We start from the raw sequence: 15,184 nt of genomic DNA, 5'->3' as shown, positions 1-15,184 counted from the left end.
GCCCCATGAGGAACCTGCCCATGCCCCGCCTGCTTGCCCTCTCCTGCCTGAGCCTCGCGCTCGGCCTGGTACCCACGGCCTTTGCCGCCACCGCCTACGTGTCCAACGAGAAGGACAACAACCTCAGCGTCATCGACCTGGATACCCTGGCCGTCACCGGCACCATCGACACCGGCAAGCGCCCGCGCGGCCTGGCGCTGTCCCACGACAACAAGCTGCTGTACGTCTGCGCCAGCGATTCGGACACCGTGCAGGTAATCGACCTGGCCACCCGCAAGATCATCAAGCAACTGCCCTCGGGCGCCGACCCCGAGCAGTTCGCCCTGCACCCCAACGACCGCTGGCTGTATGTCTCCAACGAGGACGATGCGCTGGTCACTGTGGTCGATACCCAGACCGCCCAGGTGCTCGGGCAGATCGACGTCGGCGTCGAGCCAGAAGGCATGGCGGTGAGCCCGGATGGCAAGTGGGCGGTGAACACCAGCGAGACCACCAACATGCTGCACTGGATCGACACCGCGACCCAGAAGCTGGTGGACAGCACCCTGGTGGACCAGCGCCCGCGCCACGCCGAGTTCACCCACGACGGTTCGCAGGTCTGGGTCTCGGCGGAGATCGGCGGCACCGTCAGCGTGGTCGACACCGCCAGCCGCCAGATCCTCAAGACCCTGCGCTTCGCCATCCAGGGCGTGCACCCGGACAAGGTGCAGCCGGTGGGCGTGCAACTGACCCGCGATGGCAAGTACGCCTTCGTCGCCCTCGGCCCGGCCAACCATGTGGCGGTGGTGGATGCGAAGACCTTCGAAGTCCTCGACTACCTGCTGGTGGGGCGCCGCGTCTGGCACCTGGCGTTCACCCCGGACGAGAAGACCCTGCTGGCCACCAACGGCGTCAGCGGCGATGTCTCGGTGATCGATGTCGCCTCGCGCAAGGTCACCAAGTCGATCAAGGTGGGCCGCTATCCGTGGGGCGTGGTGGTGACGCCATGAGTGCGCTGACGGTCCGCGACCTCGGCTTCTCCTACGGCCCGCGCCGCGCCCTCGACGGCCTGGAGTTCGAGCTCCCCGCCGGGCGCTTCACCGCCCTGCTGGGGCCCAACGGTGCCGGCAAGTCCACCCTGGTTGCCCTGCTCACCCGGCTCTACGACCTGCAGCAGGGCGAGATCGACGTGCTCGGCTACAGCCTGCGCCAGCAGCCGCGCCTGGCCCTGCGCCAGCTCGGCGTGGTGTTTCAGCAGAGCACCCTGGACCTGGACCTGAGCGTGGAGCAGAACCTGCGCTACCACGCCGCCCTGCATGGCCTGCCGCGCAGCGTGGCGCACGAACGGATCGACGCCGAACTGGCTCGCCAGCACTTGCAGGAGCGCCGTCGCGACAAGGTCCGTGCGCTCAATGGCGGCCATCGCCGCCGCGTGGAGATCGCCCGCGCGCTGCTGCATCGGCCACGCCTGCTGCTGCTCGACGAGGCCAGCGTCGGGCTCGACCCGGCGGCGCGCCAGGCGCTCAACAACCATGTGCGCCGGCTGTGCCGCGAGGATGGCCTGGCGGTACTCTGGACCACCCACCTGCTGGATGAGGTGCGCGACGAGGATGCGCTGCTGGTGCTCGATCGCGGCCACCTGGTCGCCCGTGGCGAGGCGCGGGACATCTGCGCGGCGGACGCCGGCAACCTGGAGCGCACCTTCCACCGCCTGACCCGCCTGGAGGCCTGCGCATGAGTACCCTGGAGAGCCTGCGGCTCGGTCCTGCCGCCTACTGGCAATGCCTGTGCGGCATCGTCAGGCGCGAATGGCTGCGCTTCGTCCTGCAACGCTCGCGTTTCCTCAGCGCGCTGGTGCGGCCGCTGCTCTGGTTGCTGGTGTTCGCCGCCGGCTTCCGCGCCGCGCTGGGCATTTCGATCATCGAGCCGTACGACACCTACGTCACCTACGAGACCTACATCGTGCCGGGGCTGTGCTGCATGATCCTGCTGTTCAATGGCATGCAGGGCTCGCTGTCAATGGTCTATGACCGCGAGATGGGCAGCATGCGCGTGCTGCTGACCAGCCCGCTGCCGCGTGCCTTCCTGCTCGCCAGCAAGCTGTTGGCCACCGCGCTGGTGTCGCTGTTGCAGGTCTACGCCTTCCTGCTCATCGCCTGGCTGTATGGCGTGCAGCCGCCGCCGATGGGGCTGGTTGCCGCGCTACCGGCATTGCTGCTGGCCGCCCTGCTGCTGGGCGCGCTGGGGTTGCTGCTGTCCAACGGCATCCGCCAGCTGGAGAACTTTGCCGGGGTGATGAATTTCGTCATCTTCCCTCTGTTCTTCCTCTCCTCCGCGCTCTACCCGTTGTGGAAGATGCGCGAGGCCAGCCAGTGGTTGTACTGGCTGTGCGCGCTGAACCCGTTCAGCCACGCCGTGGAACTGCTGCGCTTCGCCCTGTACGAGCGCTTCAATCCGCTGGCCAGTGGCGTCTGCCTGGGCCTGACGCTGCTCTTCGCCGGCCTTGCCGTGCTGACCTTCAACCCGCAGCACGCCGCCCTGCGCAAGGGGTGAAATCTCCTACTTTGGTACTGGTTTGCCCCTCCGGACGTCGAATTTCCAAAGCGGCAGCGCCGGCATCTAATGGCCACTACAAGAAGAACTAATCAGAGATACCGCCATGCCTCGCCTTGCCACTGCCCTGTACGGCCACATGAGCGGCTGCCTCGCCGCGTGCCTGCTCAGCCTGACGCTTCCGGCCGCGCAGGCCGACGACACGCCGCTGTTCTCCGCAGACGGCTATCGCCAGGCCCAGTACCGCAGCCCGACGCCGCCTTCCGCCGACCACGCCGTTACCCTCGACACCCCCGCCCTGCAGGCGCTGCTCAAGCGCGAGCCGAAGGCCCGGCTGGTGGACGTTTACCGCCGCACCTTCTTGAACGGCCAGTTCGTCGAAGATGAAAAGCACCGCAACCTGCCCGGCAGCCTGTGGCTGGCCAACGTCGGCACCGGCATCCTGGAACCGCAGTGGCAGGCCTACTTCGAACACAATCTCGCCCAACTCACCGAGGGCGATGCCAAGCGGCCGCTGGTGTTCTACTGCCGCTCCGACTGCTGGATGAGCTGGAACGCCATCCGCCGCGCGCATGCGCTGGGCTATGCCAGCCTCTACTGGTACCGTGACGGTATCGACGCCTGGGAGCAGGCGGGACTGCCCTTGCAGGACGCCCAGCCGCAACCCCTGAAGTAACTTGCAATCACCGCCCATAACGACAACAACGAGGTGCAGGCCATGTACAAGATCCTGATCGCCGACGATCACCCGCTGTTCCGCGAGGCGATCCACAACGTCATCGCCGACGGCTTCCCCGGCAGCGAAGTGATGGAGACCGCCGACCTCGACAGCGCCCTGGGCCTGACCCAGGAACACGACGATCTCGACCTGATCCTGCTCGACCTGAACATGCCCGGCATGCATGGCCTGAATGGCCTGATGAGCCTGCGCAACGAGGCGCCGACCATTCCCGTGGTGATCGTCTCCGCCGAGCAGGACAAACAGGTCGTCCTGCAGGCCATCACCTACGGCGCCGTAGGCTTCATCACCAAGTCCTCACCGCGCGTGCAGATGACCGAGGCCATCGAACAGATCCTCAACGGCAACGTCTACCTGCCGTCGGACATCATCCGCACCCAGAAGTCCTCGCCACGCCGCAGCGGCCAGGAAGACCACAGCATCCCGCCAGAACTGCTGCAGGCACTGACCCGCAAGCAACTGCTGGTGCTGGAGCGGATGACCAAGGGCGAGTCGAACAAGCAGATCGCCTACAACCTGGAGATCGCCGAGACCACGGTGAAGGCCCACGTCTCCGCCATCCTGCGCAAGCTGAAGGTGCACAACCGCGTGCAGGCGATTCTCTGCGCGGGCGACATCGACTTCGCCGCCTACCTGCGTCGCTGAAACTTTCATCAGCGTGCCGCTGAGACCGCTACCGGGAACCACTCGATGCCCTCCACCCGCACCCTGAGCCTCACCGGCCTGGCGATGCTTGCCTTCGCCGGCAACTCCATCCTCTGCCGCCTGGCGCTCAAGGCCGCCAGCATCGACGCGGTGAGCTTCACCGGCATCCGCATCCTCTCCGGCGCGCTGATGCTTGCCGTGCTGCTCAGACTGCGCCGCCGCGCCGCCAGCGAAGGGGGCAACTGGCGCGCAGCAGCGGCGCTGTTCGTCTACGCCGCGGCCTTCTCCTACGCCTACGTGCAGCTGGATGCGGGTACCGGCGCCCTGCTGCTGTTCGGCGCGGTGCAGGTGACCATGATCCTGGTCGGCCTGCTGCGCGGCGAACGCCTGCACGGCCAGGCGCTGCTCGGCTTCCTGCTGGCTCTCGGCGGGCTGCTCGCCCAGCTGCTGCCCAGCGCCAGCGCGCCGCCGTTGGCCGGCGCGCTGCTGATGCTGCTGTCGGGTGTGGCCTGGGGGCTGTATTCGTTGCTGGGTCGCCAGGGCAGCGATCCGCTGGCGATCACCACCGGCAATTTCGCGCGCGCCATTGCCTTTGCGGCCTTGCTGGCGGCTTGCTTCCACGCCGATCTGCGGGTGGATGCGATGGGTGTCGTCTATGCCGTGCTGTCCGGCGCGGTGGCGTCGGGCATCGGCTACGCGATCTGGTACAGCGCACTACCGGGTCTGTCGGCGATCCAGGGCGCTTCGGTGCAGTTGAGCGTACCCATTCTCGCCGCCCTTTCCGGCGCCGTGCTGCTCGGCGAGGCGATCAGCCTGCGCCTGGCACTGGTGTCATTGGCGGTGCTCGGCGGGATCGCGCTGATCCTGCTGGCCAAGGTGCGCGCTCCGGCCGCCCAGCGGGCCTGATTCAATCTGTTTTTTGCAGGAGCGAGCTTGCTCGCGAACGATGTTTCCGCGTTGAGCGGTTCGCGAGCAAGCTCGCTCCTACTATTCGTGGGCCTGGGAAGGTCCGTGCAAGCTATTACCCTCTCCCAGAGGATGGGGGCGTATGGTGCAGGATATAACCACAACTTCAGCCTGTACGGACTCCCCCTCTCCCCTTGGGAGAGGGCTGGGGTGAGGGCCAGCCCGAGCGACGAAGCCACCCACACACCAGCGCTCAAATCAGTGGGCGCTATCGATCAGATGGCACAGCGCGGTCTTCAGCTTCATCGGCCGCACCGGCTTGTGCATCAGCGTGTGCCCCAGCTCGCGGATCTGCTGCTTCAGCTCGTTGCTGTAGTTGGCGGTGATCATCAGCGCCGGTAGCGGCGTGCCGCGTCGGGCGTTGATCGAGGCGACGGCATCGACGCCGTTCAGCCCCTCGTCCAGGTGGTAATCGACGATCAACAGGTCCGACTCGGCATGGAAATTATCGACCTGCCGCGCCAGGTCCTCCTCCGACAGCGCGGTCACCACCTGGCAACCCCAGGTTTCCAGCAGCGTGCGCATGCCGGCGCAGATCGCGGCATCGTTATCCAGCACCCAGACGCGCGACCCGCGCAGGCGCTCCACCAGGTCGTCGGCGGTACGCTCCGGTTCCGGTTCGGTGCGCGCCACGCGGCGAGCCAAGGGGACTTCGATGGAAAAACGCGACCCCTTGCCCAGCGCCGACTCCACCTGGATACGATGGCCGAGCATGCGTGCGATCTTCTCGACGATCGCCAGCCCCAGCCCCAGCCCGCGGTCCTGGTGAAAGCGCTGCACGTCACCGCGTTTGAACTCCTGGAATATCTCGCCGAGCTTGTCCGCGGCGATGCCCACGCCGGTGTCCCAGACCTCGATCCACAGGCTGTGCCGGCGCCGCCGGCAGCCCAGCAGCACGCGCCCCGAAGGCGTGTAGCGGATGGCGTTGGTCAGCAGGTTGCGCAGGATCCGCGCCAGCAGCTGGATATCGCTGCGCACCTGGGCGCCGCACGGCACGAAATCCAGCACCAGGCCTTCGCTGGCGGCGACCTGGCGGTACTCGGCTGCGAGGTTGCCGAGCAGTTCGCTGACGTCGAACGAGGCGATGTCCGGCTTGATCACCCCGGCATCCAGCTTGGAGATGTCCACCAGAGTACCGAGCAGGGTTTCAACATCCTCCAGCGACTGGCTGATGTTGCGTACCAGCACCTCACCGCTGCGCTCCTGCAGCGCGCTGGTGAACAGCCGCGCGGCGTTCAGCGGCTGCAACAGGTCATGGCTGACGGCGGCGAGGAACTTGGTCTTCGACAGGTTGGCCTGCTCCGCCTCGCGCTTGGCCTCGCGCAGCCGGCCCTCGACCTGGCTGCGTTCGTCGATCTCGCGCTTGAGCTGGTCGTTGAGGCTGGTCAGCTCGGCGGTGCGCTCACGCACCCGCTGCTCCAGGTTCTGGTAGGCCTGGTGCAGCGCCTCGGCGGTGCGGCGGCGCTCGGTGATGTCACGGATCAGCACGAACAACCCGCTCACCGTGCCGTCGGCCTGTCGGTTGGGCACGTAGGAGCGCTGCATGTAACGCTCCTGACCGGCCAGGTTGGTCTCGGCAATCTCGAAGGTGACGCTTTCGCCCGACAGCGCGCGCTCGAAGTACGGCTCCAGCCGCTGGCAGTGTTCGGCGCTGTGCACCTCGCGCAGGTTGCGCCCGAGCATCGAGCCGCTGGGCCAGCGGTACCACTCCTCGTAGACCTTGTTGGTGAAGTCGTAGTCGAGGTCGGCGGTGAGGTAGGCGATCAGCGCCGGCACCTGGTCGGTGATCAGGCGAATCCAGCGCTCGCTCTCACGCAGCGCTTCAGCGTGGCGATAGCGCTCGGTGATGTCGGTGAAGGTGTTGACGAAGCCACCGGTAGGCAGCGCGTGGGTGCGAATCTCGAGCATGCGGCCGTCGAACAGTCTCTGCTCGATCACCCCTTCCGCCTCCCCCTTGCGCGGCCGGCTGCGTGGAGTCAGCAGCGGCAGCTCGCTGTCGGCCATGACCTCGGCAAAGGGTCGGTGTGCCCCGATCGGCGCCAGCCCGCAAAGCTCCAGGAAGCGCCGGTTCCACAGTTCCAGCGCGCCATCGGCGCCGACCATGGCCACCCCCTGGGACAGGTTATCCACGGCGCGCTGCAGCAGGTGCGACTTCTGCGCCACCGCCTGTTCGCGGCGGGCCATCTCATTCTGCTTGATCTCGGTGATGTCGCTGTAGAGCACGACCAGGCCACCGTCGCGGGTCGGCCGCTCGGTGACGCGCACCCAGCGGTCGTTGCGCAGGCGATAGAGGGTATGTTCGTCGTCGCTGCTGCGCTGTTCCTCGACGATCAACCCGCTGCTCTGTGCCAGACGGCGCACTTCGGCAAGCCGCGTCCCTGCACCGACACGGGCGCGGGTCTGCGCCCAGAACGCCCGGAAACGCTCGTTGTAGAGGACGATGCGCTGCTGCGGGTCGAACAGCACGAAGGCGTCGGAGATGCTCTCGATGGCGTCGAGCAGGTGCTGGTGCGCGGTTTCGGCGCGCAGGCGGGCATCGCTGAGCAACTGGTTGCTGGACTTCAGCTCGACCATCGCCTCGCTCAGCGCGTCGGTGCGCTCGCGCACCTGCTCGGCCAGTACCACCGAATGCTGGAAGGCGCCGTACGCGTTGTCGCCGCGCGACGTGGCCGACTCGACACGCTCGATCAGCGCTGCATTGATCCGCTGCAGCTTGTGGTTGTCGCGCTCCAGCTCGTCGATCCGCGCGTGCAGCTCAGCCTCCGGCGTTGCCCCGAGGACGGCCAATGGCGACACCGGTGAAGGTCTGGTTGATATGCATGCCATTGAATTGTTCCCCGTAGGTGTTGAAGCCGATCACCTGCTGGCTGCGGAGGAACTCGGCGGTGGGCTCGGTATCGCCGGCCACCTCCAGCTCCAGCCGCCGCAGGAAGCAGTCGCAGCCGATCGTCAGCAGTGGCGGGCCGAGGCGCTCGTGCAGGCGCTGGAACTGCGCCTGGAGCCCCGGTAGCAGCGGGCCGGTGCTCATGGCGGTGAGGACGATGCCGTTCTCCACAGCGCAGTAGAAGGTCAGGCTGAGGTCATCGTTGATCTGCTGGATCGAACGCACGTAGTACTGGTCGCGCACCCGCACCGCCAGCGGGTGCGCCGGGAACAGCGAGAAGTCCAGTTGCTCCAGCGGCACCCCGACCAGGCGGGCGAATTCCAGCGCTGCCGGTTCTGCGTTGAGCTCCAGCACGCGGCGGCTGTCGCTGTCGGCGCGGGTGACCACCAGCTTCTCCTCGCTCGGCAGCACGTGGTGGGTGGTGAACACCTCGAAGTCGAGCCAGGTGTTGAACAGCACCACCACCGCCGCCCCCGTGTGGAACTGGCCCTGGTAGAAGACGTGGGTGTGGGTCAGGTGATTATCGTCACCGGCCGAGCCGCCGAAATGCGGGATGGCACCGAGCGCAGCACTGAGCGCGGCGAGCACCACTTCCTCACGGCTGGAGAGACCGTCGAGCAGGGTCAGGGCGAAACTGTGGTCCTTGATCGGCGCCAGCCCGGCGCTGCGACAGTCCGCCACCAGCGACTCGACCATCTGCTGCGCGTCGATCAGGCTGAAGCGCTCCATCTCGTCCACCAGCGCACAGGAGATGGCGAAGCTGCGCAGGTCGAAGCCCACGGCGGTGACGCAGCCACGCCCATAACCCTGCGGGGTGATCTCGCCGGCGGTGGTGCAGCCGGCCAGGTCGATACCGCCGAAGTACTGCTCCAACGCGGCGGCCAGCGCTGGCAGGTCGTATTCGGCGGAACAGAAGAACAGCACGAAGCCCAGATTCGGATGGATCAGCTGGCGCGCCAGGTCCTGGGCGACCGCCTCGACGTCGCGGGCATCGGACATGCCGCGAACGACTCCTTGTGTTTCGTGCATGGCGTACGCCCAGTCAGGATATCGACGCTGGCATTCTACGAAGCGGCCGGGGCGCGCCCCATGCTACTTGGGTCGCGGCGGGTCTATCCGAAAGTAGCGGTGTCGGCTGTAGGAGCGAACTCCGTCCGCGATGCTTTTGAGATCGGTGTTTGTGCGCCGCTTCGGCGTGCTCGCGGACATTTTGTTTCGCCCCCTCGGGCGAGTTCCTTTTGTCAAACGTCGGCTAGCCGCCCTCACAAAAGGAACCAAAAGGTCTTCTCCCTGCATCCGGTTTTTCGCTTGGGGCGAAAAATACCCTCGTTGAATCGCAGTTTCAGGGGCACGCCGCGAAGGGGCACTCCAGAGCATGCGGGTATTCCACTGAAGACCTCACAGTCCAGAGCCAGAGCCATTTCGTAGGGCGCATAACCCGGAACGGGGTATCCGCCGATTGTCACAACGGAATGGCTGCATCAGGCAGCGGGCCAGAACAGCAACGTCAGTACCAGCATCCCGGCGTAGAATCCCGTCTCCACCGTCTCCGTCCACGGCTGAATCCTGCGCAGCGCGCCGTAGATGTGCACCACCACCATGAATCCCGCCACCGCCGCCAGCACCTCGAAAGTGGTCAGCAGCGCCTCGCCGGTCAGCGCCGCGCGCAGCATCAAGGCTTCGACGATGAGGATGAACGCCCCCAGGCAGCGCCCGAAATACACCGCAAGATCGGTGTGTTCCGGCAACTGCCACTGCATCACCCGCGCCCACAGCAGCGGCACCAGGAAGATGGGCAAGGCGAACACCAGGGTGGTGGCGATGGACAGAACCAGCAGGTAAGTCTGCGCGTGCGCGCTCCACGATCCGATCATGACGAGCCTTCCTTGAAGTGAAGAAAAAAGGCGGGCGACACGCTGTGCCGACCCGCCGAAATGCAGCCAAAGGAGTTGGGGGATTACCAGTTGAGGACGGCGCCCACCGCGAAGGTGTCGGTGTCCTCGCTGACGGTGGAGCCCTTGCGGCCGTCGATTTCGTAGACGTTGTACTCGGCTACCAGCTTCAGGTTGTCGTTGATGGTGCGGAAGTAGGCGATGCCCTTGGTGGAGTAGTCCGCCGCGCTGCCCAGGCCGTTGCCGTCGTCGCGGGTCTCGCCGGTGGACAGCGCTACACGGTTCTTGCCCCAGCTGTAGGAGCCCTGCAGCAGCACGCCGCGGCTGTCCACTTCGCGCAGCGCGGCTTCGCCGGCGTTGTTGGTGAAGAACGGGTTGATGCCCTTGGCGGTGAAGCCCGAGCCGGTCAGCGAGAGGCCGCCCATCTTCGCCTGGATGCCGTAGCCCAGGCCCTTGGAGGTCACGCTGTCGACTTCGTCGTTGGTGTTCTTCGAGGTCTGGTAGGCGCCGTTGACCCAGCTGTAGATCTGCGCGCCGCCGACATCGAACTGGTAGCTGATCTCGCTCTCGTAGCGCGGGTTGTCCTGGTAGGCCTTGTCGTCGAGGCCGTCGCTGGCGTCCTTGTCGATCTGGTTGGTGTCGATCGGGTCCATGATGCCGACAGCGACGCGTAGACCATCCACCAGGTTGTTGTTGCGGTAGGTGATCTGCGAGGTCGGGAACGGGTACGGGTAGCCGGTGCCGATGTTGCCGAAGGACACGCCCTTGCCATCCACCAGGCCGAGGGTGTCGCTGGCGTTGCCGAAGCCGGCGAGCAGTTCGTCGAGGAAGATGTTGGAGCGCGAGAACAGGCCGAAGTCCTTGCCGATCAGCACCTCGCCCCAGTCGCCGGCGACATTGCCGTAGAACTGCCGGACGTCGATGGCGGTATCGGTGCCGTCCTGCTCGCTGTCGTTGATGGTCACCCAGAACGACGAGCGCCCGGTGAGGGTCAGGCCGTCGATCTTCTTGCCGAAATTGAAGCCGATGTAGTTGGGCAGGAAGCCCATCTTCACCCGCGACTGGCGGCGGTCGTAGGTATCGCCGTTGCGGTCGACGTCGCTGTTCACATAGAAGGCGTTGAAGTAGCCGTCGGTGGAAAAGGTGGTGTCATCCTTGTCGTACAGCAGGATGTCGGCGCGAGCCCCGCTCGACGCTGAAGACAGGGCCAGGGTGGCCAGTGCCAGCGGCAGAAGCTGGCGGCGGACGGCGATGTTGTTCTTGTTCATGGCGCTCTCCGGGTGAATGGAACGACTGCGGTTTCAGTCGTGGCGGAGGCGATTATCGAAATGGCGAAAGCCGCGACATACGCTGCTTTGGCGCCGTTTCACCGGGCCCTTCGGGCGTTCTGCGAGAGCGCTGCGCAAGGCTCTGCGACCGCCACTACCTCAGGCTCGCGGCGATGGTCGCGCTGGGTCGCGACCGCCGGGCCACTACCTGGGACCCGACCCAGGGAGCAGGTCGCGGGGCGTAAGGCAGAAGTCGACCGGGCGACCGCCTTGCGGACGGTACCCTCGGTCGAAAGTACGAGTCTCAGGCGCGGCTGAGCAGCAGCCAGTGGCCGCCCTGGGCAGAGGTCAGCGCGGAATGCGCGGCGCGTAGCTCGGTGCCGCAAAGGCTCTCCAGGGCCTCGGCCATGAGTGCCCGGTGAGGCGGTAGGACACCCGCCAACTGGTCATGCCAGGCCTGCTGCAGACGCTCGGCGAAATCGCCCGGCGCGCGGGCCAGTTCGGCAGCCAGCGAAGCACGCAGACTGTCGACACGCTGCGGGTCGATGCGCAGCAGGGCCTCGCCCTGCTGGTAGAGGAAGCTGTCCACCTCGGCCTGCAATTCAACAGCCGAGAGCAACGGCGACTGCACTGCGAAGAGGATGCCGCGCCGCATGCCTATCTGGCGGAAACCACAGTACAGCGCATAAGCCAGCTGCCGTTCACCGCGCAGCCAATGGAAGAAAGCCGGCTCCAGCACACGCGCCAACAGGCGCCACGCGGCTTCGTCCGCCACCGAGCGGGACACCAGTGGGCAGAACAGCAGCAACGCTGCTTCGCCCGGCATCTCCAGCACCTGGCGGTGACGGCCGGGCGGCCCGCTGCGCGGTGGCAGCGGGCTGGCGCTCGAGTGATCGGCCAGGGTATCCGGCAACTCGATACCCAGGGCCAGGGCGTCCCAGTGAGCAGCCGACCAGTCCGGCAGCGCTTCGCTGTCCCCCGCCAGCACCTGCGGCAGCAGGTCGATCAATTGACGGATGGGCATTTCGCCTTCGCGGCGACGGCGTTCGGCCGCCAGCAGGCGCGCGCCCTGCCCCAGTACTGCGGCTGGAGGATGCTGGAGGGCATTGATAGCGCACTCGGCTAGGTCGGCGAGCTGGTTTCTGGCGCCGGACAGCAGCAGCGCCCAGTCACTTTCCAGGGCTTCCAGGCGCAGCGTGACACCTTCGTGCCGCGCCGCGCCAGCCAACGGGCGCAACACCTGCCGGGCACTGAGGAAGGCCTGTCGACCCGGCGCCTGGGGGAAGCGCCAGCGCAGGTGCAGGGCCGCTGGCTCGCTGTCGGCCGGAAGCTGCGTCGGTGTAAAGGACCAGGGCTCGGCACGCAGCGGTTCGGCGGCGCGCTTCGCGCAGCGCACGACGTCGAGAATGAAGCCGGCCGAGGTCAGGGATTCGCCGATCACCAACTCCGAGGCCAGCAGGCGGATCATTCGCGACGCCACCAATTGGCCGAGCCAGACCGATGACGCGTCGCTGCGCGCTCTGCGCTGCAACTGCGCCAATGACCCCGTTGCCCCATCGGCAGGCGCAGCGGCGAGCACATCCGCCGGCAACTTGCGCAGCGCCTCCAACCAGGAGAGAAAGGCCGACTCCACGAGATCGGCCGTGGACGCTTCGGCCAGTTCGAAATCGAAACGCAGCAACGCCTGGCCGTCGGCGAAGCGACTCAGGCGCGCACGAGCACTGTCGGCCAGCCCGTTCTGCCCCAGGCAGGCCAGCAGCGAGCCGGGCGCCTCGTCGGCCAGCCAGCCCTGCAGTTGCTCCAGCAGCGCGCCGCCCTCGCCCTCCATGCCATCCAGGGCGAATGCCAGGACCAGCCGTGGCGCGCCCGGCAGGCGCAGTTTCAGCTCCTCACCGCTGAGCGGCAGAAGGGATTCCCGGCCAGTGCTTGCAACGGCCGCGCCCAGGGGAAACACACTCCCTTCACGCTCCGCCAGTATCGCCAGCTCTTCCAGTGTTTGCGGGCCCTGCAACCAGAGTTCCAGCGCACCGCCGACCTGGCAGGAGCGGATGAAATCACGCAGCGCCTGCTGGAACTCGGCGCTTTCCACCTTCAAGGTGTCGCGCCGGCCGGCCACGAAGCGCCCCAGCGCGTGCCCCGGCGCCACCGCCAAGGCCAGGGCGGCGTCGATCAGGGTATCGGGATCGCGGCCGCGGGCAAGAAACTCGGCCTCCAGCACTTCGCGTTCGGCCACCTGCACGGCTTCATCCAGGCGTGGTCGCGCGAGCATGTCCAGCAGGCGTGCCAATCCGTCCCCCAGTGCATCGGCCGGCACCTCGAAGAAGTAGTCGGTCTGCCGCGCGCGGGTGCTGGCGTTGACCCGCCCTCCGCGCGCCTGCACCCAGGGCATCAGTCGCTCACCCTCGACGAAGCGTTCGCCGCAGAGGAACAGCAGGTGTTCGGTGAAATGCGCAAGGCCGGGAAAGGCTTCGGGCTCGTCGTGGCTGCCACGGGCAATGCGCAGCAGCGCAGCGGCGTGGCTGGCGCCGGGAGCATGAATGACAGTGGCACGCAGGCCGTTGGCGAGAATCAGGGTCTTGGCGGGGAGATTGTTCATCGACATCCGGTCCGGTTCATGGCCGACACCATCGCCCAAGCCGGGGCAAAGGGAAATACGGCTTTGGCAGCAAATGTCCGCCGGCATTGGCCCGCCGCACTCGGGCGGCTACCATTCCCAGCTTCACCGCCCCTTCGGAATTTTCCCGCCATGAGCACCGCCCTGCTGATCATCGACGTCCAGTCCGACCTGTGCACCGGCGACTTCGCCTGTTTCGACATCGACAACGTGCTGCAGCGCATCAACAGCCTGAGCCACTCGGCGCGCGAGGCCGGCGTGCCGGTGCTGCTGGTGCAGCACGAGGATGACGATCTGCAGTATGGCAGCGCCGGCTGGCAGCTGGAACCGCGCCTGCTCACCCATCACTCCGACCTGAAGGTGCGCAAGACCACCCCGGACTCCTTCCTGCGCACCGACCTGGGCGAACACCTGCATTCACGTGGCATCGATCACCTGGTGATCTGCGGCCTGCAGAGCGACTACTGCGTCGATACCACCACCCGCCGCGCCCTGGCCCAGGGCTATGCGGTGACGCTGGTGGGCGATGCCCATTCCACCGTCGACAACGCCGTGCTCAGCGCCGCGCAGATCACCGCGCACCACAATGCGGTGCTGGGCAGCATCAGCAGTTTCGGCCCGCGCGCCACGGTCGTGGCAACTGCCGACGTGCACTTCTGAAGCCCGCCACGAGATAGCCATGAACTTCGACTGGAACGACATTCCGATCCTCCTCGCCCTCGCCCGCCACGGCAGCATGAGCGCCGCCGGCCGCGCCCTGGGCGTCGATCCCTCGACCATGAGCCGGCGCCTGGTGGCGGCGGAAGCCGCGCTGCAGACGCGGCTGTTCATTCGCGACAACGCCGGCTACAAGGCCACCGACGCCGGCGAGGCCTTTCTCAGCCATGCCGAGCGCATCCTCGGCGATGTGCAGAGCATGCTGCTGGAGACCCGCGACGAAGCCAGCGCCATCAGCGGCAGCGTGCGCATCACGGCGGTGGACTTCCTCTTCAGCCACTGGCTGGTGCAGCACATGCCCCATCTGGCGCGCACCTACCCGAGCCTGCAGTTGCAGCTGATCCCGGCGAACCGTTCGTTGTCCTTCACCCGTCGCGAGGCCGACTTCGCGCTACGCCTGGCACGCCCGGCGGAAGACGCCGCACTGGTGATGCGCAAGGTCGCCGACATCGGTTTTGCCGTGTACGCGGCCACGTCCTTTTCCCGCGTGCCGGTGGAGCTGTGGCCACAGCAGGCCTGGCTGGGCTACGGCGAGGAACTCGACGATACGCCGGAGATGGCCTGGGTGCGGCGCTTCGCCCCCGGCGCCGGCTTCGCCCTGCGCGCCAGCAGCGTAACCACGCTGATCCATGCCTGCCAGAGCGGCCTGGGCATGGCCCTGCTGCCGTGCATCCTCGGTGATCGCGAAGGGTTGGTGCGGCTGTCCGGGCCGGTGGTCATGCGGGAAATCTGGCTGCTCAGCCACCGCGACGCCGGCCGCATCGGCCGCTTCCAGGCCGTCAGCGACTGGCTGCGCGAAGTGTTCGACCAGGATGCCGCGCAGCTCAGCGGCGAGCACCTGGACGCCCGCGTGCTGGGCCCAGTGGAAATCAGCCGCGGCTGACCATGAAAAAGCCCGGATGTCTTGCGACATCCGGGCTTGCTGCT

The 15,184-nt window shown here is 66.8% G+C and carries 13 protein-coding genes; 8 read left to right on the top strand and 5 right to left on the bottom strand.

The features are described from left to right. The first annotated feature begins 20 nt into the window (after nucleotides 1-20). From PNI01S_RS22940 to PNI01S_RS22915, 6 genes are all read left to right on the top strand, one after another. The gene (locus PNI01S_RS22940; protein ID WP_024764458.1) at nucleotides 21-989 is read left to right on the top strand and encodes a YVTN family beta-propeller repeat protein; all 969 of its coding nucleotides are present in this window, start codon (nucleotides 21-23) and stop codon (nucleotides 987-989) included. Further along, the gene (locus tag PNI01S_RS22935) at nucleotides 986-1,717 is read left to right on the top strand and encodes an ABC transporter ATP-binding protein (protein ID WP_084359289.1); all 732 of its coding nucleotides are present in this window, start codon (nucleotides 986-988) and stop codon (nucleotides 1,715-1,717) included. Before PNI01S_RS22940 ends, PNI01S_RS22935 begins: the two co-directional genes overlap by 4 nt. After that, the gene (locus tag PNI01S_RS22930) at nucleotides 1,714-2,532 is read left to right on the top strand and encodes an ABC transporter permease (protein WP_084359287.1); all 819 of its coding nucleotides are present in this window, start codon (nucleotides 1,714-1,716) and stop codon (nucleotides 2,530-2,532) included. The genes PNI01S_RS22935 and PNI01S_RS22930 overlap by 4 nt, the downstream gene beginning before the upstream one ends. Before the next feature lie 106 nt (nucleotides 2,533-2,638). Next, entirely contained in the window at nucleotides 2,639-3,208 is a 570-nt protein-coding gene (locus PNI01S_RS22925) for a PQQ-dependent catabolism-associated CXXCW motif protein (RefSeq protein ID WP_084359285.1), read from the top strand. Between the two features lie 42 nt (nucleotides 3,209-3,250). Beyond that, nucleotides 3,251-3,916 carry a response regulator AgmR gene (gene agmR, locus PNI01S_RS22920; RefSeq protein ID WP_024764454.1) on the top strand — a complete coding sequence of 222 codons (666 nt, stop codon included), beginning with the start codon at nucleotides 3,251-3,253 and terminating at the stop codon, nucleotides 3,914-3,916. A 45-nt stretch (nucleotides 3,917-3,961) separates the two neighbouring features. Continuing rightward, nucleotides 3,962-4,822 (top strand): EamA family transporter, encoded by an 861-nt coding sequence (locus tag PNI01S_RS22915; RefSeq protein ID WP_024764453.1) that lies wholly within the window; start codon nucleotides 3,962-3,964, stop codon nucleotides 4,820-4,822. Between the two features lie 258 nt (nucleotides 4,823-5,080). Here the strand turns inward: PNI01S_RS22915 and nahK are convergent, their stop codons facing one another. From nahK to pqqF, 5 genes are all read right to left on the bottom strand, one after another. Beyond that, the gene (gene nahK / locus PNI01S_RS22910; RefSeq protein WP_081754004.1) at nucleotides 5,081-7,708 is read right to left on the bottom strand and encodes a hybrid sensor histidine kinase/response regulator NahK/ErcS'; all 2,628 of its coding nucleotides are present in this window, start codon (nucleotides 7,706-7,708) and stop codon (nucleotides 5,081-5,083) included. Further along, the gene (nosP, locus tag PNI01S_RS22905; RefSeq protein WP_024764451.1) at nucleotides 7,638-8,795 is read right to left on the bottom strand and encodes a nitric oxide-sensing protein NosP; all 1,158 of its coding nucleotides are present in this window, start codon (nucleotides 8,793-8,795) and stop codon (nucleotides 7,638-7,640) included. Before nosP ends, nahK begins: the two co-directional genes overlap by 71 nt. Nucleotides 8,796-9,247: 452 nt before the next feature. Continuing rightward, on the bottom strand, nucleotides 9,248-9,640 hold the full coding sequence (locus PNI01S_RS22900) for a hypothetical protein (RefSeq protein ID WP_024764450.1): 393 nt from the start codon (nucleotides 9,638-9,640) through the stop codon (nucleotides 9,248-9,250). Nucleotides 9,641-9,723: 83 nt separating this feature from the next. After that, the gene (locus PNI01S_RS22895; protein WP_024764449.1) at nucleotides 9,724-10,926 is read right to left on the bottom strand and encodes a porin family protein; all 1,203 of its coding nucleotides are present in this window, start codon (nucleotides 10,924-10,926) and stop codon (nucleotides 9,724-9,726) included. 304 nt (nucleotides 10,927-11,230) lie between these two features. Beyond that, nucleotides 11,231-13,522, bottom strand: coding sequence for a pyrroloquinoline quinone biosynthesis protein PqqF (gene pqqF, locus PNI01S_RS22890; protein ID WP_081754006.1), 2,292 nt, complete (start codon nucleotides 13,520-13,522; stop codon nucleotides 11,231-11,233). A 150-nt stretch (nucleotides 13,523-13,672) separates the two neighbouring features. Between pqqF and PNI01S_RS22885 the strand changes: the two genes are divergently transcribed. Both PNI01S_RS22885 and PNI01S_RS22880 read left to right on the top strand, forming a co-directional pair. Beyond that, entirely contained in the window at nucleotides 13,673-14,200 is a 528-nt protein-coding gene (locus PNI01S_RS22885; RefSeq protein WP_038803666.1) for a cysteine hydrolase family protein, read from the top strand. Nucleotides 14,201-14,219: 19 nt separating this feature from the next. Next, entirely contained in the window at nucleotides 14,220-15,140 is a 921-nt protein-coding gene (locus tag PNI01S_RS22880; RefSeq protein ID WP_024764447.1) for a LysR family transcriptional regulator, read from the top strand. Nucleotides 15,141-15,184: the final 44 nt, after the last annotated feature.

This window comes from Pseudomonas nitroreducens NBRC 12694 (genome assembly GCF_002091755.1).
GTDB lineage: Bacteria > Pseudomonadota > Gammaproteobacteria > Pseudomonadales > Pseudomonadaceae > Pseudomonas > Pseudomonas nitroreducens.
The sequence above is the reverse complement of the archived record's forward strand: the minus strand, read 5'-3'. Positions and strand labels throughout refer to the sequence as shown.

What these genes read in the sequence shown, in the direction of transcription:
- PNI01S_RS22925 (WP_084359285.1), top strand. Translation starts at nt 2,639, where the DNA reads ATGCCTCGCCTTGCCACTGCCCTGTACGGCCACATGAGCGGCTGCCTC.
- PNI01S_RS22930 (WP_084359287.1), top strand. Translation starts at nt 1,714, where the DNA reads ATGAGTACCCTGGAGAGCCTGCGGCTCGGTCCTGCCGCCTACTGGCAA.
- PNI01S_RS22895 (WP_024764449.1), bottom strand. Translation starts at nt 10,926, where the DNA reads ATGAACAAGAACAACATCGCCGTCCGCCGCCAGCTTCTGCCGCTGGCA.
- PNI01S_RS22935 (WP_084359289.1), top strand. Translation starts at nt 986, where the DNA reads ATGAGTGCGCTGACGGTCCGCGACCTCGGCTTCTCCTACGGCCCGCGC.
- PNI01S_RS22915 (WP_024764453.1), top strand. Translation starts at nt 3,962, where the DNA reads ATGCCCTCCACCCGCACCCTGAGCCTCACCGGCCTGGCGATGCTTGCC.
- PNI01S_RS22940 (WP_024764458.1), top strand. Translation starts at nt 21, where the DNA reads ATGCCCCGCCTGCTTGCCCTCTCCTGCCTGAGCCTCGCGCTCGGCCTG.
- agmR (WP_024764454.1), top strand. Translation starts at nt 3,251, where the DNA reads ATGTACAAGATCCTGATCGCCGACGATCACCCGCTGTTCCGCGAGGCG.
- PNI01S_RS22880 (WP_024764447.1), top strand. Translation starts at nt 14,220, where the DNA reads ATGAACTTCGACTGGAACGACATTCCGATCCTCCTCGCCCTCGCCCGC.
- nosP (WP_024764451.1), bottom strand. Translation starts at nt 8,795, where the DNA reads ATGCACGAAACACAAGGAGTCGTTCGCGGCATGTCCGATGCCCGCGAC.
- nahK (WP_081754004.1), bottom strand. Translation starts at nt 7,708, where the DNA reads ATGGCATGCATATCAACCAGACCTTCACCGGTGTCGCCATTGGCCGTC.
- PNI01S_RS22885 (WP_038803666.1), top strand. Translation starts at nt 13,673, where the DNA reads ATGAGCACCGCCCTGCTGATCATCGACGTCCAGTCCGACCTGTGCACC.
- PNI01S_RS22900 (WP_024764450.1), bottom strand. Translation starts at nt 9,640, where the DNA reads ATGATCGGATCGTGGAGCGCGCACGCGCAGACTTACCTGCTGGTTCTG.
- pqqF (WP_081754006.1), bottom strand. Translation starts at nt 13,522, where the DNA reads ATGAACAATCTCCCCGCCAAGACCCTGATTCTCGCCAACGGCCTGCGT.